Origin of the sequence: Paenibacillus profundus, from assembly GCF_021369635.1 — a bacterium.
In the GTDB taxonomy this organism is placed as follows: domain Bacteria; phylum Bacillota; class Bacilli; order Paenibacillales; family Paenibacillaceae; genus Paenibacillus_B; species Paenibacillus_B profundus.
The window spans coordinates 23,516-47,701 of record NZ_JAJNBZ010000033.1; the positions used below are offsets into that span (position 1 = coordinate 23,516).

At 47.5% G+C, this 24,186-nt stretch carries 22 protein-coding genes and 1 pseudogene; 6 read left to right on the forward strand and 17 right to left on the reverse strand.

Annotated elements, in window-relative coordinates; genetic code table 11:
- Positions 1-245: 245 nt before the first annotated feature.
- Both LQV63_RS25700 and LQV63_RS25705 read left to right on the forward strand, forming a co-directional pair.
- Positions 246-2,189 (forward strand): CotS family spore coat protein, encoded by a 1,944-nt coding sequence (locus tag LQV63_RS25700; RefSeq protein WP_233698801.1) that lies wholly within the window; start codon positions 246-248, stop codon positions 2,187-2,189.
- 21 nt (positions 2,190-2,210) lie between these two features.
- Positions 2,211-3,347 (forward strand): glycosyltransferase family 4 protein, encoded by a 1,137-nt coding sequence (locus LQV63_RS25705; protein ID WP_233698802.1) that lies wholly within the window; start codon positions 2,211-2,213, stop codon positions 3,345-3,347.
- A gap of 242 nt (positions 3,348-3,589) precedes the next feature.
- Here LQV63_RS25705 and LQV63_RS25710 read toward each other — a convergent pair whose 3' ends face one another.
- Complete coding sequence (locus tag LQV63_RS25710) at positions 3,590-4,882, reverse strand: UDP-glucose dehydrogenase family protein (protein WP_233698803.1); 1,293 nt, start codon at positions 4,880-4,882, stop codon at positions 3,590-3,592.
- Complete coding sequence (locus LQV63_RS25715; RefSeq protein WP_019419859.1) at positions 4,879-5,853, reverse strand: sugar phosphate nucleotidyltransferase; 975 nt, start codon at positions 5,851-5,853, stop codon at positions 4,879-4,881. The genes LQV63_RS25710 and LQV63_RS25715 overlap by 4 nt, the downstream gene beginning before the upstream one ends.
- A gap of 241 nt (positions 5,854-6,094) precedes the next feature.
- Here LQV63_RS25715 and LQV63_RS25720 point away from each other — a divergent pair, with 241 nt between their 5' ends.
- Both LQV63_RS25720 and LQV63_RS25725 read left to right on the forward strand, forming a co-directional pair.
- Positions 6,095-6,457, forward strand: a complete 363-nt coding sequence (locus tag LQV63_RS25720; RefSeq protein WP_233698804.1) for a hypothetical protein — start codon at positions 6,095-6,097, stop codon at positions 6,455-6,457.
- Positions 6,458-6,941: 484 nt separating this feature from the next.
- On the forward strand, positions 6,942-7,526 hold the full coding sequence (locus tag LQV63_RS25725; RefSeq protein ID WP_233698805.1) for an RNA polymerase sigma factor: 585 nt from the start codon (positions 6,942-6,944) through the stop codon (positions 7,524-7,526).
- Between the two features lie 93 nt (positions 7,527-7,619).
- On the opposite strand, the gene LQV63_RS25730 is transcribed toward LQV63_RS25725, so the two are convergent.
- From LQV63_RS25730 to LQV63_RS25745, 4 genes are all read right to left on the reverse strand, one after another.
- A complete protein-coding gene (locus LQV63_RS25730) occupies positions 7,620-8,234 on the reverse strand; it encodes a hypothetical protein (protein WP_233698806.1) in 615 nt (204 codons plus the stop codon).
- Between the two features lie 39 nt (positions 8,235-8,273).
- Positions 8,274-8,855 (reverse strand): hypothetical protein, encoded by a 582-nt coding sequence (locus LQV63_RS25735; RefSeq protein ID WP_233698807.1) that lies wholly within the window; start codon positions 8,853-8,855, stop codon positions 8,274-8,276.
- A 432-nt stretch (positions 8,856-9,287) separates the two neighbouring features.
- Positions 9,288-9,794: a hypothetical protein gene (locus LQV63_RS25740; RefSeq protein WP_233698808.1), complete on the reverse strand. Its 507-nt coding sequence runs from the start codon at positions 9,792-9,794 to the stop codon at positions 9,288-9,290.
- Entirely contained in the window at positions 9,791-10,006 is a 216-nt protein-coding gene (locus tag LQV63_RS25745) for a hypothetical protein (protein ID WP_233698809.1), read from the reverse strand. The genes LQV63_RS25740 and LQV63_RS25745 overlap by 4 nt, the downstream gene beginning before the upstream one ends.
- Before the next feature lie 148 nt (positions 10,007-10,154).
- On the opposite strand from LQV63_RS25745, the gene LQV63_RS25750 reads away from it, so the two are divergent.
- Positions 10,155-11,372 (forward strand): cytochrome P450 family protein, encoded by a 1,218-nt coding sequence (locus LQV63_RS25750; protein ID WP_233698810.1) that lies wholly within the window; start codon positions 10,155-10,157, stop codon positions 11,370-11,372.
- Positions 11,373-11,602: 230 nt separating this feature from the next.
- Here LQV63_RS25750 and LQV63_RS25755 read toward each other — a convergent pair whose 3' ends face one another.
- From LQV63_RS25755 to LQV63_RS25800, 10 genes and pseudogenes are all read right to left on the reverse strand, one after another.
- Positions 11,603-13,072 carry an MFS transporter gene (locus LQV63_RS25755; RefSeq protein WP_233698811.1) on the reverse strand — a complete coding sequence of 490 codons (1,470 nt, stop codon included), beginning with the start codon at positions 13,070-13,072 and terminating at the stop codon, positions 11,603-11,605.
- 112 nt (positions 13,073-13,184) lie between these two features.
- On the reverse strand, positions 13,185-14,057 hold the full coding sequence (locus tag LQV63_RS25760) for an ABC transporter ATP-binding protein (RefSeq protein ID WP_233698812.1): 873 nt from the start codon (positions 14,055-14,057) through the stop codon (positions 13,185-13,187).
- A 1-nt stretch (position 14,058) separates the two neighbouring features.
- Positions 14,059-15,144, reverse strand: a complete 1,086-nt coding sequence (locus tag LQV63_RS25765) for a FecCD family ABC transporter permease (RefSeq protein ID WP_233698813.1) — start codon at positions 15,142-15,144, stop codon at positions 14,059-14,061.
- Positions 15,144-15,449, reverse strand: coding sequence for a hypothetical protein (locus LQV63_RS25770; protein ID WP_233698814.1), 306 nt, complete (start codon positions 15,447-15,449; stop codon positions 15,144-15,146). Before LQV63_RS25770 ends, LQV63_RS25765 begins: the two co-directional genes overlap by 1 nt.
- Before the next feature lie 304 nt (positions 15,450-15,753).
- A complete protein-coding gene (locus tag LQV63_RS25775; protein ID WP_233698815.1) occupies positions 15,754-18,192 on the reverse strand; it encodes a penicillin acylase family protein in 2,439 nt (812 codons plus the stop codon).
- A 490-nt stretch (positions 18,193-18,682) separates the two neighbouring features.
- Positions 18,683-19,165 carry a helix-turn-helix transcriptional regulator gene (locus LQV63_RS25780; protein ID WP_233698816.1) on the reverse strand — a complete coding sequence of 161 codons (483 nt, stop codon included), beginning with the start codon at positions 19,163-19,165 and terminating at the stop codon, positions 18,683-18,685.
- A 114-nt stretch (positions 19,166-19,279) separates the two neighbouring features.
- Positions 19,280-19,498: pseudogene (locus LQV63_RS25785) on the reverse strand (SMI1/KNR4 family protein); the annotation flags it as partial.
- A 75-nt stretch (positions 19,499-19,573) separates the two neighbouring features.
- Positions 19,574-20,134 (reverse strand): hypothetical protein, encoded by a 561-nt coding sequence (locus LQV63_RS25790; RefSeq protein ID WP_233698817.1) that lies wholly within the window; start codon positions 20,132-20,134, stop codon positions 19,574-19,576.
- Positions 20,135-20,148: 14 nt separating this feature from the next.
- Complete coding sequence (locus LQV63_RS25795; RefSeq protein WP_233698818.1) at positions 20,149-20,349, reverse strand: hypothetical protein; 201 nt, start codon at positions 20,347-20,349, stop codon at positions 20,149-20,151.
- Positions 20,342-20,950 (reverse strand): hypothetical protein, encoded by a 609-nt coding sequence (locus LQV63_RS25800; protein ID WP_233698819.1) that lies wholly within the window; start codon positions 20,948-20,950, stop codon positions 20,342-20,344. The genes LQV63_RS25795 and LQV63_RS25800 overlap by 8 nt, the downstream gene beginning before the upstream one ends.
- Positions 20,951-21,329: 379 nt before the next feature.
- On the opposite strand from LQV63_RS25800, the gene LQV63_RS25805 reads away from it, so the two are divergent.
- On the forward strand, positions 21,330-21,740 hold the full coding sequence (locus LQV63_RS25805; protein ID WP_019418919.1) for a VOC family protein: 411 nt from the start codon (positions 21,330-21,332) through the stop codon (positions 21,738-21,740).
- A gap of 1,247 nt (positions 21,741-22,987) precedes the next feature.
- Here the strand turns inward: LQV63_RS25805 and LQV63_RS25810 are convergent.
- A complete protein-coding gene (locus tag LQV63_RS25810; protein ID WP_233698820.1) occupies positions 22,988-24,160 on the reverse strand; it encodes a YhgE/Pip domain-containing protein in 1,173 nt (390 codons plus the stop codon).
- Positions 24,161-24,186: the final 26 nt, after the last annotated feature.

A 24,186-nucleotide genomic window follows, 5' to 3' on the forward strand; every position in this document is an offset into this window, starting at 1 on the left:
ATGACATATGTATATAAATAAAGATTTACGCCTGTGGAAAGGTTGTGAACGCATGCCTCAACAGAAGCAACCAGCTAAGGCCAAAACCAAACAGGCGTCTTCTCACGCGTTGGGAAGAAAGCATGTGATCGACCGATATCATATCTTCGATACAGCAAGCTAGTGAAGGTCTATCGTGAAGTTATTAACGCTAAGCTGAAAGAAAGCTGATTACGGTTAGAAACGCAGGATAGGAGGGAATAATTTTGGAACAGTATCAAATCGGACCTTGGGATCACCTGATCGATACCGTCTCACCCGGCACGGTGCTAGAGCAGTATGTTCCCCCAGAGCTTGAAGCATTGGGACGGCAAGTAATGGAACGGTATGACATGAAGGTGTCCAATATGGTTCTCATCACATCCAAGCCGGACAAAGGAGGCGCGATCTGGAGAATAGACACAGACAAGGGACCGCGAAGCATCAAGGTTCTCCACCGTCATCCTCAGAGGAGCTTATTCAGTATAGGTGCTCAAGAATATCTGGTGCAGCAGGGAGCCAGAGTCCCCGCTCTTATTCCAACCATAGATAATCGCTTGTACGTGGAGGCCGGCGGGAAGAGCTGGATTGTAACCGACTGGATCGATACACTTGCGCCTGTATCCAAGATCGATCTTGAGGGTGCTTCTCAGCTTTGCCAAGGTCTAGGGGAGTTCCACCTGTGGACCAAAGGGTATCGCCCTCCTCAAGGTGCGGCCAAATCCTCGCGGCTTCATGGTTGGGTGAAATACTATCAGAAGATTATCGCCAAGATCGGCTGGTTCCGGGATATTGCAGAAGCTTACAAGGAAACAGCCGGCAGCCAGCCCTTGCTGCAGGTGGCAGACGAATTCGAACGTCAAGCACGGGAAGCCTTAGACCGCTTAAACGCATCGGAGTATGCGAACATGGTCGCTATGGGAGAACCTCATTGGGGACTTGCCCACCAAGATTATGGCTGGTCTAACGGTCAGATGGGACCCGGAGGGATATGGGTTATTGATTTGGACGGCGTATCCTACGATCTGCCGTTCCGCGATCTTCGCAAGATTATGACGAGTACGATGGATGACATGGGCGCTTGGGACATTACTTGGATTCGCGGCATGATCGAAGCTTATAATCGCGGCAACCCGATCGATCAGCAAATGTTCGAAATCCTATGGATCGACATGGCATTTCCGAATGAATTCTATAAGCACGTCAAAGAAATGGTATTCGATCCTGTCAACTTCCTTAACCTTGAATTAGCGCCAATTCTACAGCGTATTCTTGCGACAGAAACCACAAAGTGGCAAGTTCTCCAAGAACTGTACGCAGACAAGGAGAAATACCCTGTCGGCACTTACGAGCAGCAATATGTTCCCGAGCAATGGAATCTTGCGGTTCCAGAACTGGATAGATGCTTTGTTCTCTCCGCCCCAGCTCCATTCTTCGATTATACAGTTCCTGTTCCTGCATTCACATCTCAAAGTCAACAATCTGGCGCATCGGACCCATTGCCTGCTGAGTTGATTCCTTATAACGAGCCAGCAGCATTCTTCGATTATACAGTTCCTGTTCCTGCATTCACATCTCAAAGTCAACAATCTGGCGCATCGAACCCATTGCCTGCTGAGTTGATTCCTTATAACGAGCCAGCAGCATTCTTCGATTATACAGTTCCTGTTCCTGCATTCACTTCTCAAAGTCAACAATCTGGCGCATCGGACCCATTGCCTGCTGAGTTGATCCCATATAACGAGCCAGCAGCAGCAGCTCAGTCTCTATCTTTGGAGCCCGCCCCTCCTGCCGCTCCAGCAGAACCAATAGTTTCCCAGGGGGTTGCAGCACTTCCTGTTCATGCAACCACATTAACCCCTCAGCAGCCTGTATCTCTCCGTCCTTCTAGATCAAGTTCAAATGCGAAGAGGAAACGACGCAGAACAGCTCGTCGTACTATCACCGCATCACGCCGCCGTTTAAAGTCATCGAAGAGGAGCGGCGTATCTAAGAGAAAGACAGCTGTGGGCGTTAACAACAAGCAGCGAACCGTCAAGAAAATAACCTCTGCCAAGAGCAGAACAACCAAAGCTAATAGGCCAAGCAAGCGTATTCTATCCAAACGCCCTACCTCTCCCCAATTGGCTCCGAAGCAGAAGACAAGACGGGTCTCAAGGAAGACCGCTTAACGAGAGGAGGAGACTGCAAGTATGAACGTACTCATCATATGCACCGAAAAGCTCCCGGTTCCCAATATAAGAGGCGGTGCAATCCAGACTTATATTGGCGGCGTCGCACAGCAGATCAGCAGCCATCACCGCTTGACGATACTCGGCCGGTCAGATCCTGAACTGCTGGGAGACGAGATTGTGAACGGCATTCGATACGTCAGAGTGCCCTCAGATGGACTGTTCGATAAATATGCCGAAGGCGTCATTCAATTTTTGAATCAGAGAACTGAACATTACGACCTGATCCATATCTTTAATCGACCACGCATGGTTCTTCCCGTCCGTAACTCTTCCCCCCATTCCCGAATCGTGCTCAGCATGCACAATGATATGTTTCACCCAGCTAAAATTCATCATGAGGAAGCGCATGCGGTCATTGCAAACGTCGAACGAATTGTTACGATCAGCAATTTCATCGGCCGTGAGATTCTCCGCTATTATCCGCAAGCCGAACCAAAGCTCAGAACGATCTATTCCGGCGTTGATCTCAATCGCTTCGCCCCATGGATGGAATCGCAATCAGCTCACCAAGAGCGGCAGACATTACGCGCACAGCATCAGTTGGAATCCAAGAAAGTAATTTTGTTCGTAGGCCGCCTGTCTCGGAACAAAGGACCTCACGTCTTAGTGCGAGCCATGTCTCAACTGAAGCATTCCGATGCTGTGCTTGTCGTCGTCGGAGGCGCATGGTACAGCGATAATCGAGTCAGCGACTATATTGCTTATGTGCGGGCTCTGGCTGAAAGGGCATCCTTGCCAGTTGTCACCACCGGATACGTTGAAGCGCATGATGTGCACCGTTGGTTCTGCGCCGCGGACGTATTCGTATGCACCTCGATATGGGATGAACCGCTAGCACGGGTACATTACGAAGCGATGGCCGCAGGACTGCCCTTCATTACAACTGCCCGAGGAGGCAATCCGGAAGTTATCATGAACGATAACGGCCTGCTGATCACAGACCCTGACAATCCTCTGGAGTATGCCGAGAAGCTGAACCAATTGCTGTCGAATATGGATAATGCCCGGCAGATGGGCCTTCGCGGCAGACGGTTAACAGAACAACGCTTCAACTGGGACCGGGTAGCTCAGGAGATATTGTCCGTGTGGGGGTAAATCTAAGAAAGTAGGATCATGGACCAGTATGATAAAGCTTCAGATCACGTGAAGCATCGGAACAATAAAGTTATAAAGTTTTGATCGTAATTAAGCCCTTCCGACTCCAATCTGGAACTGCTTAAGGGCTTAATATTTTCCCTAGCTAATTAGGCAATAAGAATCAATTAAGAAATGCCCGTGGATTCCCCCGGGCATCTTGCGTCATACATTACCGTTATAAGTCCTTGCGGCAGCTCCCTTCACCCGTTCCCGATTCCATAATAATCATAGCCCCATGCCTTCATCTGCTCACCGTCAAGCACATTTCTGCCATCGAACACCGCCGCATTTCTCATCAATTGAATCAAGTCAGACCAACTCGCAGAAGCGTACTCCGGCCATTCAGTACAGATGACAACCGCATCAGCCTGCCGTACAGTGTCCATAATTGACTCGAACTGTACGATATTTTTGTGTAACAGCTGTTCCGGCAATGCCGCCACCGGATCATGAACCTGGATTGCCGCCTCTGACTGCAGCAAGTGTGAGATCATCTTCAGCGAAGGAGCCTCTCTCAAATCGTCCGTTCCCGGCTTAAATGACAATCCAAGCACCGCAATTATTTTACCGTCAAGCCCTCCAAGACGTCGCACCATCTGTTCGATGAAATATTGATACTGGGTCTCATTAATATGCACGACCTGCTGCAGCAGACTTAAGTTCGTGTCATGCTCCTTCGCGATATGCAAGAGCGACTTCACATCCTTAGGGAAACAGGAGCCTCCGTATCCGATGCCTGCTTGCAGGAACGACTTGCCAATACGCGGATCATACCCAATACCTACCGCAATGTCGGAAATAGATACATCGATCTGATCGCATAATCTGGCTAATTCGTTCATATACGATATTTTGGCTGCCAAGAAAGCGTTTGCCGCATACTTGATCATTTCAGCGGTCGCAGGCTTCGTCACCACATAGGGACTATCGATATCCCGATATATCATCTTCACTTGTTGTGCGGCTGCATCAGAGTCGCTGCCAATCACGATCCGATCAGGATGAAACGCATCATATACTGCGCTGCCTTCCCTAAGAAATTCCGGGTTGGATACGACATCAAACGGAATAGAACTTATCTGCGCTTCTGAGATCCACTGTACAACCTGTTTCTGCGTCCCGACCGGAACGGTGCTTTTCATCACGATCAGCTTATATTCCTGCATATGATTTCCGATCATCTCGGCTACACTGCGGATATATCGCATATCCGAGCTTCCATCTTCCAGAGATGGAGTGCCTACACAGATAAAGACGACTTGCGACTCACGAATCGCCTGCACCGGATCGACTAGAAAACAAATATTTGCATTACTTAAATGGGTACGAAGCAGCGTGTCCAAGCCAGGCTCATAAAATGGCAAGGTCCCATTCGACAGGGCTGAAATCTTGGAGTTATCTGTATCAAAACCAAGTACCTTCCATCCTAATTCGGCTAATAATAGTGCGGTAGTCGTCCCTACATAACCAACACCCGCAACTAACGTTTTCATAGGTTCGCCTCCCGAGCGGGTTGTACCATATAATCTCGACTGACGATCGCGCCTTTCAAGCTCATGTTCTTAAGGGATACGCCTTCAAGAATAATACTATCTTCAATCCGGCAGTCTTCCAAGTTCACGCGGGGGCCTATCGTGGTATAAGGTCCAATCTCGCATGTCACCAACTGGCTCGTGTTACCCACCATAACCGAAGAACTGAACTTATTGGTACTGCTTGTCGTCTCCATTGCGAGGGTTCCTTCATCGGCTAATTGCTGAAGCATCCATCGATTAGCTTCTAGCCATCGTTCTATCGTGCCTACATCCGTATGAGGTTGATAGGTAATATCATAGGATATAGCGTACTTCGCTTCAATTAACCATTGAATGGCGTCCGTTATCTCGTATTCTCCCCTTTTCGACGGAGAGATCGCGTGTACAGCTTCAAAGATTTTAGAAGTAAATGCATATGCTCCCATAATGGCGAGATTGGATTTCGGCTGGGCTGGCTTCTCCTCTAACCCTATGATGCGATGTTCCTTTATCTCTGCAACTCCGTAATCCTGCGGCTTCTCAACCTCTCCTAACAACAATGCTCCATCTTGTCGTTCTAGCAGAATCGAATCCCGCAAGCCTTCCAACGTCTGGCCAATCAAGTTGTCACCAAGCAGTAGAATAAAGCTATCAGAACCAATAAATGCTTCTGCTTGCTTGACCGCATCTGCTATTCCAAGCGCCCTTGCCTGATAAAGGTAGGTTATAGATGCCCCCCACTGCTCTCCATTCCCTACACTTTCACGGAACAAAGGATCATGCGCCGCTTGGATAACGATACCAATCTCCTTGATACCCAGGTCAAGAAGCTTCTCAATGTTATAGAATAAAAGCGGCTTATTAGCTACTGGTAGTAGAACTTTGGAGGTTGTATTCGAAAAAGGTTGGAGCCTGGTGCCATTGCCTGCACAAAGAATCAATCCCTTCATATAGGTTCGCTCCTTGTCTTTCGTCGAGTTGCATTAAAATATGATTATTCTTAACTATTAGTAAGGGCGAGTATGAGATAATAGGGAAAATATACTTCTGTACTTCATCCCCTGCCGTTCTTAACTGCTGCAACATCCACGATTAACGTCGTTCATTCACCCAAACATATAAAGACGGCAAGCATACTATAGAATGAAACTTGCATAGTTTCTATTTTCTTACAGAGAGGGACTGATTAAATTGTCAAAATTAAACAGATTCAAGGCCGAGCTCTCCAAGTACGGATTAGATGAAATTGACGAGATCGATGTCGAATACGAAAATGGCACCACTTCCAAGTACAACTACGCGGATTTGCTCGAGAGCGGTGAAGAGGTCGAAAATGAATCTTCCTACAATGAATGGATTTCCACTGTAAATTGGGACGAAGTTGAAGAACTGAAATTGGAACTGATTAACGGTCAGAAATATCAGATCAGCCTTGAAGAACAAGAAGATGGAGACTATGACGATGAAGAGGACGAGGATGACGAGTCCTATTCCAACGATGAAATGGATGAATATGAAGAAGAATACTATGACGACAATAGGGATAACTACTAAGTTCCGACTGCATGAATAGAGGCCGGCCTAATCCTTTATGGGAACGAGCGGCTCTTTGTTTTAAAGCTCTCTAATTCTCCCCTTCTTCGCAATGCCAAAAACAAACAGAGCATTCCCGGCCATTGACTGACGGAAATGCTCTGCTTCTTCAGCATATAGTCTCTCTACATATTGTTTGAATTTCACGATTCGTTCGTTGATTCATTTTTCCACTCCATGCTTCCATATCGATATGAATAAAACTTCACTACATCCTCAAAAGACAAAAATGTTCTCTCGCCCGGTTGCTCGTTAGGTTCACCATATGGCATTTGAGCCACCAAGCTCCATCCTTGCGGAATATTCCAAACGCTCTTCAAATTTATATCACCTATTTTTTATCCAAAAAACTAAATTTAGTGTATAATTATTGTAATTTCCTTTTTATACATATTTTGATGCATGAAGGTTAGGATTTTATTTTTTCGAAAAGAGAGGTTGTATTATGGAGCAATGGTTCTGGCTGCTGCGCAGCCGAATTGATGACCTGGATAGTGAATTACAACAAAGACTCTATCGTTCCTATCACCGGTTCGTATATAAGGATATTTATTTGCTGGTCCGCGATCATCCATTGACCGAAGACATTATCCAGGAATCTTTCATGAAGATCATTACATACGGTCCAACCACCAAATATTCCACCAACCTTAAAAGCTGGATCATGCGAGTGGCGCGCAATACCGCCTTCGATTGGCTGCGAAAAAATAAAAAAGACCGCCGCTTGTTTGCGTTTTGCTCCCCTCATCCGATGGAATGGACACATTGCGCCTACACGAATGTCGCGGAAGAAGTCGAGCTCAAAGAACGCGACGCGTTACTGCATCAAGCCCTCCACGAACTGAAGCCGGAATATCGCACGCTGCTCACCATGTATTATTTGGAAGAAATGACTTATAAGGAAATCAGCCGGGAGCTGCACGTAACCGAACAAGTTATCACCCAACGATTGGCGAGAGCACGCAAGAAGCTGCTTCAACATTTTTCAAGAAAATGGGGTGAGCACGGCCGACGAAGCAAGAAAAGATGATCAGAGGAGGGAAATCCCTTCGTTTGGATAAAAAAATAGACGTATTCAAACCCGGATAACGAAGCTTTGAATACGCCGCCAATAAATCATTCTTTAATTCAATCCGTATTTTTCAAACACGTCTTTCCGCAAAATAGCATACTCCGCTGCCTCTTCATTGTCGGCCGTCACTTGAAATTCGGGGGTTTCGTTCAAACTGAACTTGCCCAAGTTTTGATTGATGATAGCATACTGACCGAACGTGTTCTTTTTCAGAAAAATAACGCTCTTGTCGCCTTCGTACAATTCAATGTAATTCTCGCGCGTCAATTTCGTCTTCTCATTTTCGATATCCAAATAGGCCAATGGTTCGATAATAGTTAATGGCGCATCCTCTTGCAATATTTGTTCCGGACCTTTGAGCACTTTGTCGATGCTGATATCCGTTAATGTGTAGAAATCCTGCAATGTGCCGTCATCAAAATGAGTAGACACCGGATTCCGCTCTTCGAAACGCTGCACCGCCGTACCAATTACGATCAAGTCCGCAAAGGAATCCAACTGATCAGCGTTCTCAAAATTGACAAAGTTGGCATGAATCGAGATCGTTTTGGATGGGTCTGAATCTGATGTCGCTTCAAGCATTGAGCCGCTTATATTACCCCATACCATCACCAGAAGCAGTGCGGCTGCGGCAACAAACAAACCTGTGTTTATTTTCCGTCGCATTATTTCGCCAATCTCCCTTCATACTATTAGAATAGCGTATTAATTGCCCCACTTTGCTTTTAATTCGTTTTTATCATAGGTTTGAGGGCCGATGTCTTGAATGCCTTGTTTCATGACCGAAGGGCCCGATGAACTTGGACTATGGGCGAGGCTTACCGTATGGCCAATTTCATGGGTTGCATTGGACACGATCTGGCTGTGGGTCATCTTGTAACTTTTCATCGTATTATCATAGATGGTAGCCGTGGAATACGCCCATTTGTCGTTTGGCGACGCCTCTACATAAGTGCCTCCGGAAAGTTTATAAGGGACGATCTGACCAAGCAGCGTGCTCGTGCCCGTAGTTCCTACATAATATCGATCGGGGTCGCCGCTGGTTGTTGTCGTTTTGGACACCTTTACCTTCGAAGAAATTCCATTCCAGTTGGTGCGCGCCGTCTCGTAATGATTGTCATATCCATTAGAAGAGACGGACGAATGATAGTAGGCAGAGAACGACCCCGCGGCTCTCCCGCCGCTGAAATAAGCGGCCGAGACGACAGAAGATAATACCATTGCAGCGATAGGCAAAGCGGCAACCGACGCAATTAACGCATTTTTCTTCACAGAAACTCGCTTCACTATGTTTACACCACCTTAACGAATATTCATATCATTGCAGATTTGCAGCTTACTTGCTTCCTAATCTCTCTCCTATTGATACCTCCTTTTTTGTAAGCTTCCCTTTGCTTTACAAAGAAGATGGGGAGTTGCCATGTTACATGGCTGCCGTTTACCTTTGTAAAAGAAGGAGCGAAAAGAGCCGATTCTAATAGATGCCCGCAATATCTCTATTAGGAAGCGGCTCTTCTTGCTATATATAACGTATGCAGCCTCCAAAATCTGACGTTTTTTTTCGTTCATTCGCATTTACTAGGTTATAAACAATGAGGTTAATTATAGCTAGAACTTGGAGAATTCAACATATATGAAAAAAGCTATCCCTGCCGCCATCAACGATGACGAGGGGATAACTCTTTTTCTCTTTGCTATTCCTTTACTTTTTCCATCCGCTTATTGAACCTGGATCTTCATCTCCAGCTCCTTGATATACTGTCTATGATGCTTATCCATGTTCACAGTCAGCTTCCGCCCGATAGGGGATTTCTCCTCATAATTGACGAACTCGCTAATACATCTGTTCTCTTTCAAATTATCGCTCTTTATCGTATTCGTCTCGTAGTATGTTCCTTGATCATCTGTTATATAAAAGTCTCTTGGCTCCCTGTCTTTTGCCTGGAAATGAACAATGATCTTGTCCTGCTGCAACTCCATATCCGTAATCGTGATACGGCCAATCCCCTTCTGTTCGAGTACGAACGGCTTGTCCGGAGTCGGAGTCACCTTGATAACAGCCTGAACTCCTTCCGGCTTGCCTTTATCCTGCGTACTATCAGTCCGAACATAAGGCTTGACGGTGATCGATTTGACCTTATGTCCGAAAGTGACAAACTTGGCCTTATCCAGCCAGCTGTCGTCCTTCTGTCGGAACCCCGGCAGTCCACCTGGTTGAAGCATCACTCCTCTATCATCCGCTTTTGCAGCGAGTATAAGTCAGATCCTAAGGAAATATTCTCCCGGATCATCTCCTCAATCCGCGTGCGAACGGCTGGGTTGCGTTGAGCTTCGCCGAAACACATGACGATCAAATCTTGCTGCTTATGCAGGCTGGCAAACAACGCTTGGAAGTAGAGGGTCAGCTTCTGTTCGAGCAATACCTCATTGTCCATCATACTGAACGCCTCATGCCGAGAAGTTGTGAAGCATTTCCACCTCAGGAGGCGAAGCGCTAAGTTCTATGTTTTCTCATGCTATAATAATCATTACATATCAGGTATATAATTACATCGTCTTTTACTATGAGTAATAGGAGGCGCACAGATGACGAAAAATTCCACGTTTCTCTCCGTCAACCCTTTTTCATCTGATTTTAAAGATAAGGCATACTCCTTGTATGAACAGCTTCGGATCCATGATCCGATTCACAAAACGGTCATGCCCAACGGCAACACGGCCTGGATCGTGTCGCGGTACGAAGATGCCGCAGCCGCTCTGAAAAACGAACGTTTCAAAAAAAATCTGTTTCAGTTCGTAAGGCCCGAAGAAGTAGGCGTCCCTGCGAGCAGAATGGATCTGCTATTACGTCACATGCTCAACTCTGACCCACCGGATCACACCCGCCTGCGTTCCTTGGTGCAAAAGGCATTTACTCCCCGCATGATTGAAAAAATGCGCGCGCGTATTCAGGAAATCTCACATTGGCTCATTGACAAGGTAGAAGCTCAAGAGTCCATGGAACTCATTCGAGATTATGCGTATCCTCTCCCTATCATCGTCATATGCGACATGTTGGGGCTGCCCAATGAAGAGCGCGATCAGTTCCGCACATGGTCTCACGCCATGGTCTCAGCCTTCAATTATCCGGAGAGATATCAACAAATCACATCAGAAATCGATCAATTCACCTCTTATATCAAGGCATTGATCAAGAAATGCCGCTTGGATCCGCAGGAAGATTTGTTATCTTTGCTCACGCAAGCGGAATCCGAAGGCAGCACACTGTCCGAACAAGAACTCGTATCGATGATCTTTCTGTTGATCGTAGCCGGGCATGAAACGACCGTAAATCTGATTGGCAACGGCATGTACGCGTTGATGCAGCACCGGGACCAGCTGGAAGCGCTTCGAGACACGCCTGCGCTGATTGACTCGGCAATCGAAGAATTGCTCCGCTTCATGGGCCCTGTCGAATTTGCGACCAACCGCTGGACTGGAGAAGACTATGAATGGAGCGGCAAGACACTCGCCAAAGGCGATGTCGTGCTGATCGCGCTTGCGTCAGCCAATCGCGATCCCGAATGTTTCGAGCATCCGGAGCGATTGGATATCACGCGCGGCAACAACCACCATATTGCGTTCGGATCGGGAATCCATCATTGCTTGGGAGCGCCCCTCGCCCGCATGGAAGGACGGATTGCCATTGGCACGCTGCTCGGACGATTGCCGAACATGAAGCTTGCTGTCGCGCCCGATCGCCTTGAATGGCAGCCCACTTACATTATGAGGGGATTTACTGCTCTGCCCGTTCAATTTGGGTGAACGCCTACCTATTAATTGCATATAGTCGGCAAAGGTCGATTAATTTAGGCTGATTCAACTCTACGCTGCTTGCGGTCCCGCTGTATTCCTCCAGACATTGTTGAACCAGAGCTTAATACTGGTTCGGGACCGCCTTCATGCCCCACTCGCCGCAGGAGAATCCGCAATGAAATTCAAAAGGCGTTATCTAAATAAAACCAAGCATCCACATGAATTCCACCTTCTCATGATCATTCTTCAACCATTCGCTTATTGCGGTCGGTCAAGAAACAGAGGCATACGAATGCTGCCAAAGCCAGTCCTCCGCTTGCTATTAAAGAGGTGGAAAACGCCCTTACATAATCCGGCAGCTCCGCTTCGATAAGAGATTGCCCCAGCGAGGCCGAGAACAAAATACCGATCAAGGCCACCCCTAACGAATTTGCCAAATACATAAATGTAGTGAACAAGCCCGAACCCGTCCCGGCATCCTTTATAGGCACTGCGCTGAGAACGACGTTGACAAGCGGCGTAGTGACCATACCGAGACCGAGACCATATATCAATAATATCAATATATTTCGGACATGCAGCAGATCCATCGCATCAACATATAGCGACCCAATGAGTAATAGGATGCAGCCACCCATTACCAGAGCGCCTATTTTCAGCACAGCCATCCCCCATCTCCTGACGATTCGAGACGATACCAAGGAAGTCAGGAAAAAACCTATCCCTAGAGGCAGAAAAATCAGACTCGTGTATTGAACATTATAATGCAAACCGAATTGTAAATAATAACTCAAAATGAAGAAGAAGGAGAACATGCTGAGATAAATCAGCACAACTGTTGCCATGCCTACGCCAAAAGAACGATGTTTGAAAATAGTCAGGTCGACTAGCGGAGAAGCATCCCGCTTCCGTTTCCGAATTTCTACCGCGATAAAAGCAAACAGAACCGGAAGAGCTAGTAACAGACAGCTCCAGGTCCAAATCGGCCATCCTTGTTTTTGCCCCTCCGATAGCGGATAAACAAGCAGAAACAATCCGCTCATCAGTAAGACAGTCCCGGCCCAATCGATACTTTGCGCCCGTCCTCCGCGCGACTCGGGTATAATCGGCAATAACAGCAGAACAAGAATGCCGAACGGCACATTGAAAAAGAATACGGTCCGCCAACCGAGATCGAACGGATTCCAATTGACGAGAATTCCTCCGAGGATGAGGCCAAAGGCGAATCCAAACCCGATCATTGCGCCGTAAAAGCCGAAAGCAAGCGCCTTCTCCCGCGGCAGAAAGCTGACCTGCATCGTGGACAGCACCTGAGGTTGGATAAGCGCCGCGGCCAGACCTTGCACGATGCGAATGGCAATCAGAAGTGTCGGATCCGAAGTCAAGCCGCCCAACGCAGCCATGACCGTAAACCCGCTCACCCCGATAAGCAGCATCCGTTTTCTTCCGTATATATCCCCAAGCTTCCCGCTCACAATAAGCGCCACGGCCAGACCGAGTGAAAAGCCGGTGACCATAAGCTGCGCTTCGGAGAAGCTGGCGTGCAGGCTGTTCTGCATAGTCGGAAGCGCGACCTGAATCATATAGGTGTTCAATGAAATAAGTAATGTCGGGAGCAGAATAACCGCAAGCGCATACCAACGGCGCGGATCAACCTGTTGTTCCGCCATTCCGTCGGTCGATAGTGCAGCTGATGGTTGTTCGGACATAGCATTTCCTCCTTTACATATAGAAGTTGTTCAAAAAGCCCCCTTTTAATCACGAAGCATCCCAAGATGTCATTCGACATTGAGTCTTGCATTCACTCTCGAAGTCCGGTGCTCATGTAGTCTCGCCTACACTCCGCTCCTCCTTCTTCGAGTTCTTGCAACCTTCTCGGTGCTGAAAAGTGGATCTTTTTGAACGCTCATTTGACTGACGCACTGCTGTATCCGTCGGGATATAGGCGATTGCCATTCCGCCAGTTACAGGGTTTGCATAGATCTCGCAATCAATCTCGTAGACTCGCTTGATAAGCTCTTTCGTCAACACTTCATTGGGAATTCCGCTTGCCACCACCTTTCCGTCTTTGACAACATATAAAATATCGCAATACGTTGCGGCTAGGGATAGATCATGCAGCGCAGCCAGAGTGCCCACTTTTAAAGCTTTGACAATGGACAAAATTTGCAGCTGATATTTAATATCCAAGTGATTGGTTGGCTCATCTAAAATTAAAAATTTGGGCTGCTGCGCAATTGCCCGTGCCAGTATGACTCTTTGTTTTTCGCCGCCGGACAGGGTTAAGTAGCTCCTGTCTGCATAAGAAAGCAAATCTACTTTTTCAAGAGCGGTATGCACAATTTCATAATCTTCTTTGTTATCTGATTCCATAGCATGTTTATGGGGCGTTCTGCCCATCATCACCATCTCATGTACCGTGAAATCAAAGCTCAAGTCATTGAATTGTCCAACCACGCCCATTTTTTTGGAGATCGATTTGGGGTTGGATTTCAAGACATCCCTCTCCTCTAAAAATACAGAGCCCTGTTTAGGTTTAATAACTTTGTAGATGCTCTTTAGAAGTGTCGACTTCCCGCATCCGTTAGGGCCGATAATACCAACAAATTGTCCGTTATCGACCTGAAGAGAAATGTCCTTTACTATATCAGTGCCCGCAAGCGTAACATATAAATGTTCGACTTCTAATCTCAATCTATTTTCCTCCAAACCCGTAGCTCTTCTTCATTAACATGTACATGAACATAGGCGCGCCGAATAGGGCTGTGACAATGCCAATAGGCAATTCGCCATTTGGTATGACGGTTCTCGCCAGCACATCTGTCCAAATCAGAAAAATGGCACTGGCAAGGACAGCCACCGGCAAGAGGCGCTTGTGGTCGGAACCGACAACGCTTCTGACGAGATGAGGAACAATTAAACCAACGAAACCGATAATGCCGCATGTCGCCACAATTACGCCTGTTATCATAGAAGAAATAATCATATACAATCTTCTGTAAAAATGAAGGTTAACTCCTAACGTAACCGCCGTTTCATCGCCCATCAGCATCGTATTCATGATTCTGGATTGGAACAAAAGGAAGAGAACGGCGATAAGCATTACAATAGCAATCAACGGCAGCTTATCCCATTTCGCAGAAGCAAGGCTCCCCATTGTCCAGAAGGTTACGGAACGGATTCCTTCCGCATCCTTGGCGAAATAAACAATGAAATTGGAAAATGCGCTGCATAAGGCATTGATGACCGTACCGGCTAGAACCAGCTTGACGGAAGACGTTTTACCGCCAATGCTGGCGAGGACTAATACCAAAGCGGCAGCCCCCAAAGCGCCGATGAAGGCCCAAAAAGCAATTCCCATTCCGCCTATGATACCAGCAGCGCCAAAACCGATCATGATGGAGAACGTTGCGCCTAAGGAGGCGCCGGATGAGATCCCCAATATATATGGATCAGCCAACGGATTTTGCACGGAGGCTTGCATAACCGTTCCGCACAAAGCAAGTCCGGAGCCGGCAATCATGGCCAGCAGCACTCGGGGTAAGCGAATGTGCCAAATGATATCCACCTGGCTTCCAGATGCTAGTTCACCGATATCGCCAATGGGTATTCCGGTGAGTTGGTAGACCAATATCCGGTATGATTCCATAAAAGGTATGGATACTTGCCCGATCGATACAGCAAGGATGACAGAACATACAACGGCAGCACTTAATATTAGAATGATCATGGTAAAAACCGATCGTTTTTTTAATATGGAATCGAAATGGGTTGGGGGCATTATTCATTTCCTCCGTACAATTCCGGGTGAATAAAAGCAGCGGCATATTTTGAAAATACCTGTTCCAGATAGCCGACTCCAACCACTTTATCCTCCAAACCGAATTCTACGAGAAGTTCTGCCGTTGTTTGACCAACGGCTATAACCTTTTCTGGTTCAGCTTCTGTCTTCCATACATGGTCAGCAGCTGCTGCTGAGTCGATTGGTTCTGTCCCCTCTGCTTGGGCCGATTGTGCGCAAGCTGAGGGTAGCAAAGGCGTCATGATTGCGGATAATAGAAAAGTTTTTACAGCATGCTTTTTCATGAATAAACTCCTCACATAGCGTTGGTTCCGCATTGCCTGATTTTTAGTCTGGTTGCGGATTTCATTAATAATGATTATCATTCACAACGAAGTTTCGTGCTACCTGTTGAGGAAGTTTTTTTCCCTATGGAAGGAGCGGAAATAAAAACAACCCTCCAAACATTTCACATGTTCGAAGGGTTTCCGCATTATTGACAATCGTCTTGCGCCATAGTTTTCATATCCAGTTGACCAATCCCAACTTTGCTTACCATACATAATCTTTTCATCGTCCCCTTATAGGTGATGCGGCAGAAGGCGATGCTCATCTTGTATTTTCAATGGTTGCCGCGGCTGGAACCAGTTCCAAGTGATGTCCCGCTGCCCGGTAAGCGCCCGGATCCATGCTAGTCTCGTGATACTTGCCTGTTGTCCAAGCGTCAACTTGGTCGTGATACCAGGGGCTCAGCAGTTGCCCCGATTGTCCGGGCCCTACGACATTGAACGACTTTAGCGGCTCGGCGAGATCGATAACGGTACGCCAAGCGCCTCCTAGATTCATGTCCCCCGTGTTCGCATCCCACCCCGCCATGCCGACCGTGACTTTGCTGCCTCCCATGCCGACAGCCTTCGCATTGAACAAAAGGTCAAGCGGCTTAATTGCGCCTAGCGGATGGGCGAATTTAACTTGGTGAAAGCGGCCCCATTGCCACTTTGCCGGATCTTTACCTTGCAGGGAAACCGCTTGATCCACGGCAAGTTGGAAAGAGCCAAGCGCTATCTTTTCGATGCCGCCTTTTCCATCAATCCACAGCGTCGGAGTTCCGGCAAGCGCCTTGCGAAGCAGGGCATCCCGTACACTCTCCCTGTTTTCAAATAATTTCATCAAATCATCGGTCACTTCAGGTTTAAATATGACTTCTTCAAGCTGTCTCATCCAGAAAGCAAAAACCAGCGGCGCTCCCTGCTCCGCATCATCCTCCTTGTTCCAAGCCTGAAGCAGCTCCGCGGCTTCTTGGTCAATCGAACGGAGGGATGCATTATTCCGAAGCTCTGCTAACAGTCCTTCCAGGAATTCCTCCGCCATCAGATTGTGACGGTCGAATTGAAGCTTCTGGAGATCTTCCGCCTGCAAGAGCTCCTTGGTTTCCAGCACCTGCTGAATACGGGCTTCCCGGTACGGCTCCGACCAGGTGTTCGTGATGTGATAAGGATAGCTGTCATCAACAACCTTGTTATTGGCGGTCGCGATATATCCTGTAGGCGGATTAACGGTGGTCGGCAGTTCTTCCCATGGAATGTATCCGGTCCACTCATATTCGTCAGTCCACCCCGGAACGGGGACCTGGCTGCTCCCTTTCTTGCGGATGGGGATGTTGCCGTTCGCCCGGTAAGCAATGGTCCCGTCATTCGAGGCAAAGACAAAGTTTTGCGCAGGGGCATCAAAATAAGTGAGCGCTTCTTTAAATTCCTCCCAATTGCGTGTTTTGCCAAACCGCTGAAACGCTTCGAGCTCCTTGGTAGGCTCCAACGCGGTCCATCGCAACGCAAGCGCCAGATCTTGTTGATTGTCCTGAGCAAATTCGGAAATGATCGGACCATGCCTTGTTACGGCTACCTGATAAGTAACCGCAGGCTTGCCCTTTACCTTTATTTCTTCGTCATAGAGCTTCGCTGGCTCCCACTTGCCCATATATTCAAACTCATTCGGATTATCCGGGTTTCGCTTCTCGATGTACAGATCCTGCACATCCGGGTTCAAATTCGTGACGCCCCAAGCCAGATGCTGATTGTACCCGAGAATAATGCCCGGAATGCCTGCGAAAACAACGCCGCTTACATTCAGCTCTGCCGCTTGAAGATGCGTTTCATACCAAATGGACGGCGTGCCCAGTTGCAGATGAGGATCGTTTGCGAGCATGGGCTTTCCAGAGACTGATTTTTTTCCGGAAACAACCCAGTTATTGCTGCCGTTGAGCGGATCAGGGATTACGGCTGCCGCAAGCATCGCTTTGAGGTCTATGGGATGATCCTTCAGCGCCTGAATGATCAACGCTCCCCCTTCGGGGTACGAGGGGAACAACTCTAACGCCATCTCCGGCGAGACCCGCTGGGCAAGCTGGTAACGGAATGCCTGCCCTGTCCAATGTCCTCCCAGATCATAGGCCATATTTTTGCCAATCACCAGCGAATCAACCGGCTCCCAATCGGCTGGCTTGTAGCCCAACAGGCGAAACTCGACCGGAAGCGCTCCCGAAGCCTGCGCTTGGCGAATGTACTGATTGACGCCTTGGGCATACCATTCCAGCACATTCTTTGCATCGGCGGAATAAACCGCCAGCGAAGCTTCTGCAGCCCGCCGCAGACCGAACGCCCGGAAAATCTTATCGCGTTCCAAAGTTTGTTCCCCCATGATCTCACTAAGCTGTCCCGAACCTAAACGTCTCATCATATCCATTTGAAACAGCCGGTCTTGGGCTGTCACATACCCTTGCGCCAAATACAAATCATGCTCATTCCTGGCCTCAATGTGCGGCACGCCGTTCACATCGCGCCAGACCGAAACCGGCTGCTGCAGTCCCTCCAACTCCAGCTTTCCTTGAATGAGCGGAAGACTGTTCCGCGCAATCCAATAGGCTATACCGCTTACGCTGCCGAGCAATAGCGCGAGAATAAGCGCCGTTATCCATACGACGCGCCATCCGCCTCTTTTCTTCTTTGACACCGGATCTATGGCCGGGTTCATGCCTGTCGCACTCATCATAACCCTCCTTATAATGGATTTGCATGACGTTTAATTAGTATATTTATACATATTAACCTTATCAAGGTTTATGCGAGCGGATCCTCGCCCAAGAAAATAAAATCAGCGTCAATCTTGCTCAATCCCTCCAGGCTTACCTCCTGATCGAGATTACTTCCGGGTTTGTCGCAAAGCCCAAATCGGCGTAGTACGTGCTTACCGTCTTATCACTGTATACAAAGTATCCTTGGGGGTTCCGCTCCTTGCCCCGAACTGGAAGATACGTTCTGATTAGAGCTTGATGGAGTGCTGCCGCATGCATTCAGGGTGAACATAACGACAAGCAATATGAAGAGCATGGAGCGCAATGAAGTGTCTTTCATCGAAAATGACCTCTTTCCCAAAAAATAAAAATATCAACCAGTGAGAACCATTATCACTAGTTGATATTTTAGTTGGATTGAGCGGGCATTCCCATACCCAGTCCGGAGTTAAATGTACCCGATCCGAATTATTGCAGCTCCACGACGTCCCTTCGCTTAAGGCAATCACTTGGATTGCAGACAAATTTCTTATAAAAAGCCCTTGTGAAATGCTGGTTGCTGGAGTATCCGATATGCTCCGCAACCTCGCCCACCCGCAATTGCTCCATCTCGAGCAAATATTTGGCCTTCGTCATTCTTCTGTCCAGCACATACGCATATACGGGCATACCGAATAACTGCTTGAACCCCTGCTTAAGCTTATGCTCATTCATATGAACGCATTGAGCCAACAGGGAAAGCGTTGGAGGAGCGGCTATATTGTTATCCAATATAGCCTTCGCCCGCTGCAGACTCTCCAGATCGCTTTCGCGTCCATGCCGCGGCAAAGGACCGGATTTGACGCTCTCCAGCTCATGCAGACACACCACAATCATTTCCAATACTTTAGCTTCCAGGTACATCTGTTTCAGCTTGCCTGTATACTTGCAACGCAAAATCTCCAGATCCACTGTCTCTCATCCATCATCCGCCCATCCAATTGAGAATTATTATCATTAAAACTCATATTGTTACGGTAGATAAAACGAACACCGCTGTCAACATGACTGTCAAAACTAGAGTCCCTATCCCGAAGGTGCTGACTCGGCTAGTTCCTTCAACGATAAGTCGAGCCACAATTCATACCAGTCCAGAAAATGCAGCCGATTCGTATTTCCGAAGTACTCGTCCGGGTATATGCCGCCATCGTTAGCGCGATCATCAACCCAGATTTCGCCATAAGATTCTCCATGCACTACCAGATGGATCGAAACGCCACAACCGAAGTTACTGATTTCTAGTAATATTCAAGCCTCTCTTCAGCAAACGTGATGACAAGCTTTCCTTCCGTTTGCCTTGACTGTTCCGCTGCATATCCATCAGGCCAGTTCTTCTTGGGCTATTTCCGTCTCCAGCCCCCGTGTATTCACAACGGTAATGCTCAGCGCATCAAAACCGTTTCGTTTTGCTTCCTCAAAATCACAGCGTTCCCCGCTAATCAATTCAATCTGTCCCTGCTCGTCCACATCGGATGAAAATTCCTCATCCCAATCGACATTATAAAACACGGTTAAGCGAATCTCGAACGTATCTTCACCATCAGCATCAACATACGGCAGCAGCGGCGTCCGGTTGTTCTGTTGTTCATCTGAATAGGTATCGCACAGCATGGCATCGTACCCGTGCTTACAGCCGTCGAACAAAACGTAGCGTTTGCCTGTGACAGCATCCTCTGCAACAATCAGCTGAGGTGCGAACTCGGTCATAGCAATCAGATCGTCCATCAATTCACCGTAATAAAAAACATAAAATTTCGCATGGCCTTCCTTGGTCTGCAGCTTGCCCGTCCATTCCCCCTCCGTCCATGCTTCCGGTTTCTCCGGCACGGCTATCCCTTCAAGGAAAGCAGGTCCTGGTCTAAGTTGATTTTGATTGGTCATATGAGTCCTTCCTTTCATCTCTCCATGGAAATTGTAACGATTTTTTCGTTCTGGTCCACATCCAGCTTCACGCTGATGCCTAACTTGTCCTTAAATAATCTCGTAATGTTTATGTAGCGGTCACTTACATCACCGCCGCCGCTTCCAAAAGCGAGCGCGTACTTGGTTAACACGACCTCATCTTGAAATAAGCCGAAGGTCCGGCAGTCATTCATCCTTAAGCTGCAGCCTGCACAGCGTCTTGACCATCGCTTCTCTGTTTTTGGCTTCCTTCATATATCTAGGCAGCGTATGCGAAGCCGTTCGCTTCATGCCGTTTCCCGGCTTCTCGCGCAGATCCGCCGATATGTAGGCGATAAGATAATTCAGATGAGCCCGGTTCACGGCCCACACCGGTTTTCCCCGGAAGTAATCGAGATAGTAAAGCTCCAAGTTAAATACGGGGTCGCGTTCGTGCCGGATATCGCTGTAACAACCCGCATATTTCAAGGTTCTGCGCAACGGAACCTGATTCATGGCAGAGCAATGGGGACAACGGATATGGATGACCTTTTGCGTAAGCTGCTTCTTGTCCGTCATGTCCTCGTTAAACCATCTCTCGCAGGCTTCGCACACTCCGCTGGCCGAATATCGGTAGGATTCAGGCTCCTTCTCGTGGTAAAAGCATGTGGTGCACTTCACCTCGTTCGCATGCTCTCCCTTAAAGATATAGGCCAGTCCGCCGCACCTTGCGCATTTCACTGCGACCTGCTCTCTGCGATAAAGAACGGAGCTGAATGCGTATTTGTATCCCGGTTCATCTTCGAAACGTCCCATGCTGTGTCTCCTCCTCCGGAACGGTAACCTTATGTATCACTAACAAAAGTATATTTAAGCCCCGGTAATAAAACAATAGAAGCGCCGACATATAATATAATAGGCCTTTCCCCCAATTCAGGCGCCCTTTTTCGCCGCATTATTCATAAATGGAGCCCCTATCGCAAAACAATCGGGTTACATCTATGATTCATTGCCACGAGTGCTCATTCATTTTGTATGATTGTTTGCTCCTTTTGCACATCAAATGGAATATTTTTATGTATAAAGAGAAAATAATAACCGTTGACAATCCGTTTCCGCTCACAGATAATTCGAACAAGAACATATGTTTCGTCGTTAACCCCGTCTGCATTCTAATAAAAGGAGCTGGTGTGAAATGGGTACTATAGATCAAAAAATCACTACGTTTTTGATGTTCGATGGACAGGCTGAGGAGGCAATGAATTTTTACGTTTCTTTATTCGACCAATCGGAGATCATCAGCATTCAGCGTTATGGAGCGAACGAACCCGGTGCCGAGGGGAGCGTGCTGCATGCCGCATTTTCATTGCATGGACAAGTGTTCATGTGCATCGATAGCAGCGTCAAGCATGACTTCACATTTACTCCGGCAATCTCATTGTATGTAACATGCGATACGGAAGAAGAGATTGACAGGGTATTTGGGAAGCTGTCTCAAGATGGCTCTGTATTGATGCCTTTGGGCGCTTATCCATTTAGTGAGAAGTTTGGCTGGGTTGCAGATAAATTCGGGGTGACATGGCAATTGAGCCTAGCGAAGGGCTGACGGTCAGCACGTAATCATGATCAAAAATCCGCAGCCAACGGTTGGCGTTTCCGTTGGCTTTTTTGCTGAAGCAGGAACATTTCTTTATGAACCCTAATTCCCGGAATTTTGAGCTTTGACAAATTGGTTGCCATCTGGAGCTTGCTCTAACCTCGCCCCTACGGGCTGTATCTTTTTGAATGAGTGGGAGTGGCTCCAACTGCAATTATACATTTGATACTTCCCCTTTTGCGTCTTTCGTCACGCTGAACTGCAAAAGTCAGCTTGTTTAGAAACCCATTAATGTAAGAATAAACAGGTATGGTGGGGGTATCCGCTTCCGTCGCTGTTGAATCCAAGTCATTAGGGATGAGACGGTGCGGGGATGACTCGGATTCAAAGGCGATCGCCAGGTCTCTCCAGCGGACACCCTCCACCCTTTTTTGTTTCATGCGGGGTTTCTCAACAACCTGAAAAGTGCAACTGCACATTTGCAGTTCGCAGGCCCCTTACCTGGAAATCATCCAGCAGCAAGTCTTATCAAATGTAGAAATAAAATAAAGTATTTTCTTAGTGCTTAGATTAATATAGGGCTCCTTTTTAAGCATTGCATGCTACCCGCGTACGTTCTTTAATTAGTAAATATAATGAGGAGGACGTAGCCCAAGCGAAGGTGTGGGAGCGTCCTTTTTATTGAACTAAAGGGCAGGATTGTTGAAGATCAATCGCGCTGAACCGTATCATAAATGAGGCGAAATTTTTCGAATTACCCGCTTGCGGGGCAAGGAAAGTGGCTTCCGCGAGGACGGGATTGGGGTGAGGCCACCTGAGGGTAAGATTGTGGCTCAGGTGGCCTGTTGCTGCTGTTTATGAATGAATAGATAATGGCTGGTGTGGTGAGGTTGTGTGCTGCAGGCGTAAAAGTACAGAGAGTTAAGCAGCTTGAGAAACTACTCGTCGGGTTTGAAGGACTTGGCCTTATAGGATGTGAGCTGATTCTGCTTCGCTGCCTGTGTCTTTTTGCGAACCAAGGGCGAAGACTATAGCGTAGATATGGTATTTCATAAAGTATCTTGTCAAATTCTCCTTCTATTGCATTAAAGTCATTTTCCATGTTCTTTTGGTATATACTATTCCTTCTATCTTTAACTTCATTAGAAAAGTGCTTTTCAATATGCCATCTGTTCGGATATGCGACGGACGGCGCTTCGTTGTGATTTTATTGCGCGATATCAGGTTGTGTCTTACGCATCACGACAAGTCTTTTTTTAAGAAACCATTTGAGCCGGTTCTTTCGACTTGCGCTGCAGCAGTTGCACGCCTCCCACAATAGCAGCTGTCATCAGTATGACCGTCGCCAAGATGAACAAGAGCGAATTGATTGAATTTGATATGGCCGGACCGCCGTTCACCAGATTCATAATCCCATTGACCGCATAGGTGGCAGGAGAGTAATCACTAATCGTCCGGTAGAAGGTTGGCAGCAGCTCGCGCGGTAGCATGGCTCCAGATGTGATTAATTGAATCGACAGCAGAGCAATATTGACCCATGCGCCTGCATCGCTAAAGATATAAAATGACAGCTGAGCGACAAATAAGAACGTGATGACATAGGCAAGCTGGAACAGCCACATGACGGCGAAGCCTTGCTCGGAATGAACGCCCATCAGCGTAACCATTCCCGTGCCCACAGTTGTTATCACAAGTGAGGCTGTAATATTGAGCAATGAGCGAGCCGTAAGCAATGTCCAGCGGCCGCATGTCTGCTTTATGGTTTTGGCGGCCTTATTCATTTCCATGGCGAACAGCATGCAGCCGACAAAAGAAGCAAGCAGCAGCATCATAGGTACCATCGTCCATGAAAAATTAGAGATGGGATGAATGTTGTCCATATCGGCCACGACACGCGCAGCCATCGACTCTGATAGGCTGTTAGCTTGCAGCTGTGGAATTTGTACCTTCTCTAGTACATTGATCATGCCAGTACGAACCGCTTGTTCATTGAGCGAGGTAGTAAGTTGACTAGCGACCGATTGCATCACACTTTTCATCATGCTTGGGTTGGATTCGTTCACGGAGTAGGTAACGACTGCCTTTTGAGTCGGATCCATCAGCTGTTTAGAGAAGTTCTCTGGAATATGAACAACCATTTGCAGCTTGCGCTCGTCAAGTTGTGTCATTGCCTGTTCCAGACTAGCTTCCTCCTTGATTTGAAAAGGCAGCTTCTCCATCATTCCTTGCACGGCTTGCTTGCCGATCGCTTGATCCTCATTCACAACCGCAATGACAAACCGATTCACATTGTCAGTTAGATGATCATATCCCGTCAGCCAGATCAGGCTGAACAGCACTTGAAAAATAAGCGCAGTTATCATGCCGATCATGACTGTCGGCGACTTCAACAGGTGAAGATAGGCTGATTTTACAGACATTTTGTTCATCAATACATACACCTCATACCTATAAT

Coding starts and splice junctions, on each gene's coding strand:
- LQV63_RS25715 (WP_019419859.1), bottom strand. CDS start 5,853: ATGAAGGGATTGATTCTTTGTGCAGGCAATGGCACCAGGCTCCAACCT.
- LQV63_RS25750 (WP_233698810.1), top strand. CDS start 10,155: ATGACGAAAAATTCCACGTTTCTCTCCGTCAACCCTTTTTCATCTGAT.
- LQV63_RS25710 (WP_233698803.1), bottom strand. CDS start 4,882: ATGAAAACGTTAGTTGCGGGTGTTGGTTATGTAGGGACGACTACCGCA.
- LQV63_RS25800 (WP_233698819.1), bottom strand. CDS start 20,950: ATGGGACGTTTCGAAGATGAACCGGGATACAAATACGCATTCAGCTCC.
- LQV63_RS25725 (WP_233698805.1), top strand. CDS start 6,942: ATGGAGCAATGGTTCTGGCTGCTGCGCAGCCGAATTGATGACCTGGAT.
- LQV63_RS25810 (WP_233698820.1), bottom strand. CDS start 24,160: ATGAACAAAATGTCTGTAAAATCAGCCTATCTTCACCTGTTGAAGTCG.
- LQV63_RS25765 (WP_233698813.1), bottom strand. CDS start 15,144: ATGCCCCCAACCCATTTCGATTCCATATTAAAAAAACGATCGGTTTTT.
- LQV63_RS25805 (WP_019418919.1), top strand. CDS start 21,330: ATGGGTACTATAGATCAAAAAATCACTACGTTTTTGATGTTCGATGGA.
- LQV63_RS25730 (WP_233698806.1), bottom strand. CDS start 8,234: ATGCGACGGAAAATAAACACAGGTTTGTTTGTTGCCGCAGCCGCACTG.
- LQV63_RS25745 (WP_233698809.1), bottom strand. CDS start 10,006: ATGATGGACAATGAGGTATTGCTCGAACAGAAGCTGACCCTCTACTTC.
- LQV63_RS25770 (WP_233698814.1), bottom strand. CDS start 15,449: ATGAAAAAGCATGCTGTAAAAACTTTTCTATTATCCGCAATCATGACG.
- LQV63_RS25775 (WP_233698815.1), bottom strand. CDS start 18,192: ATGATGAGTGCGACAGGCATGAACCCGGCCATAGATCCGGTGTCAAAG.
- LQV63_RS25790 (WP_233698817.1), bottom strand. CDS start 20,134: ATGACCAATCAAAATCAACTTAGACCAGGACCTGCTTTCCTTGAAGGG.
- LQV63_RS25705 (WP_233698802.1), top strand. CDS start 2,211: ATGAACGTACTCATCATATGCACCGAAAAGCTCCCGGTTCCCAATATA.
- LQV63_RS25755 (WP_233698811.1), bottom strand. CDS start 13,072: ATGTCCGAACAACCATCAGCTGCACTATCGACCGACGGAATGGCGGAA.
- LQV63_RS25795 (WP_233698818.1), bottom strand. CDS start 20,349: ATGAATGACTGCCGGACCTTCGGCTTATTTCAAGATGAGGTCGTGTTA.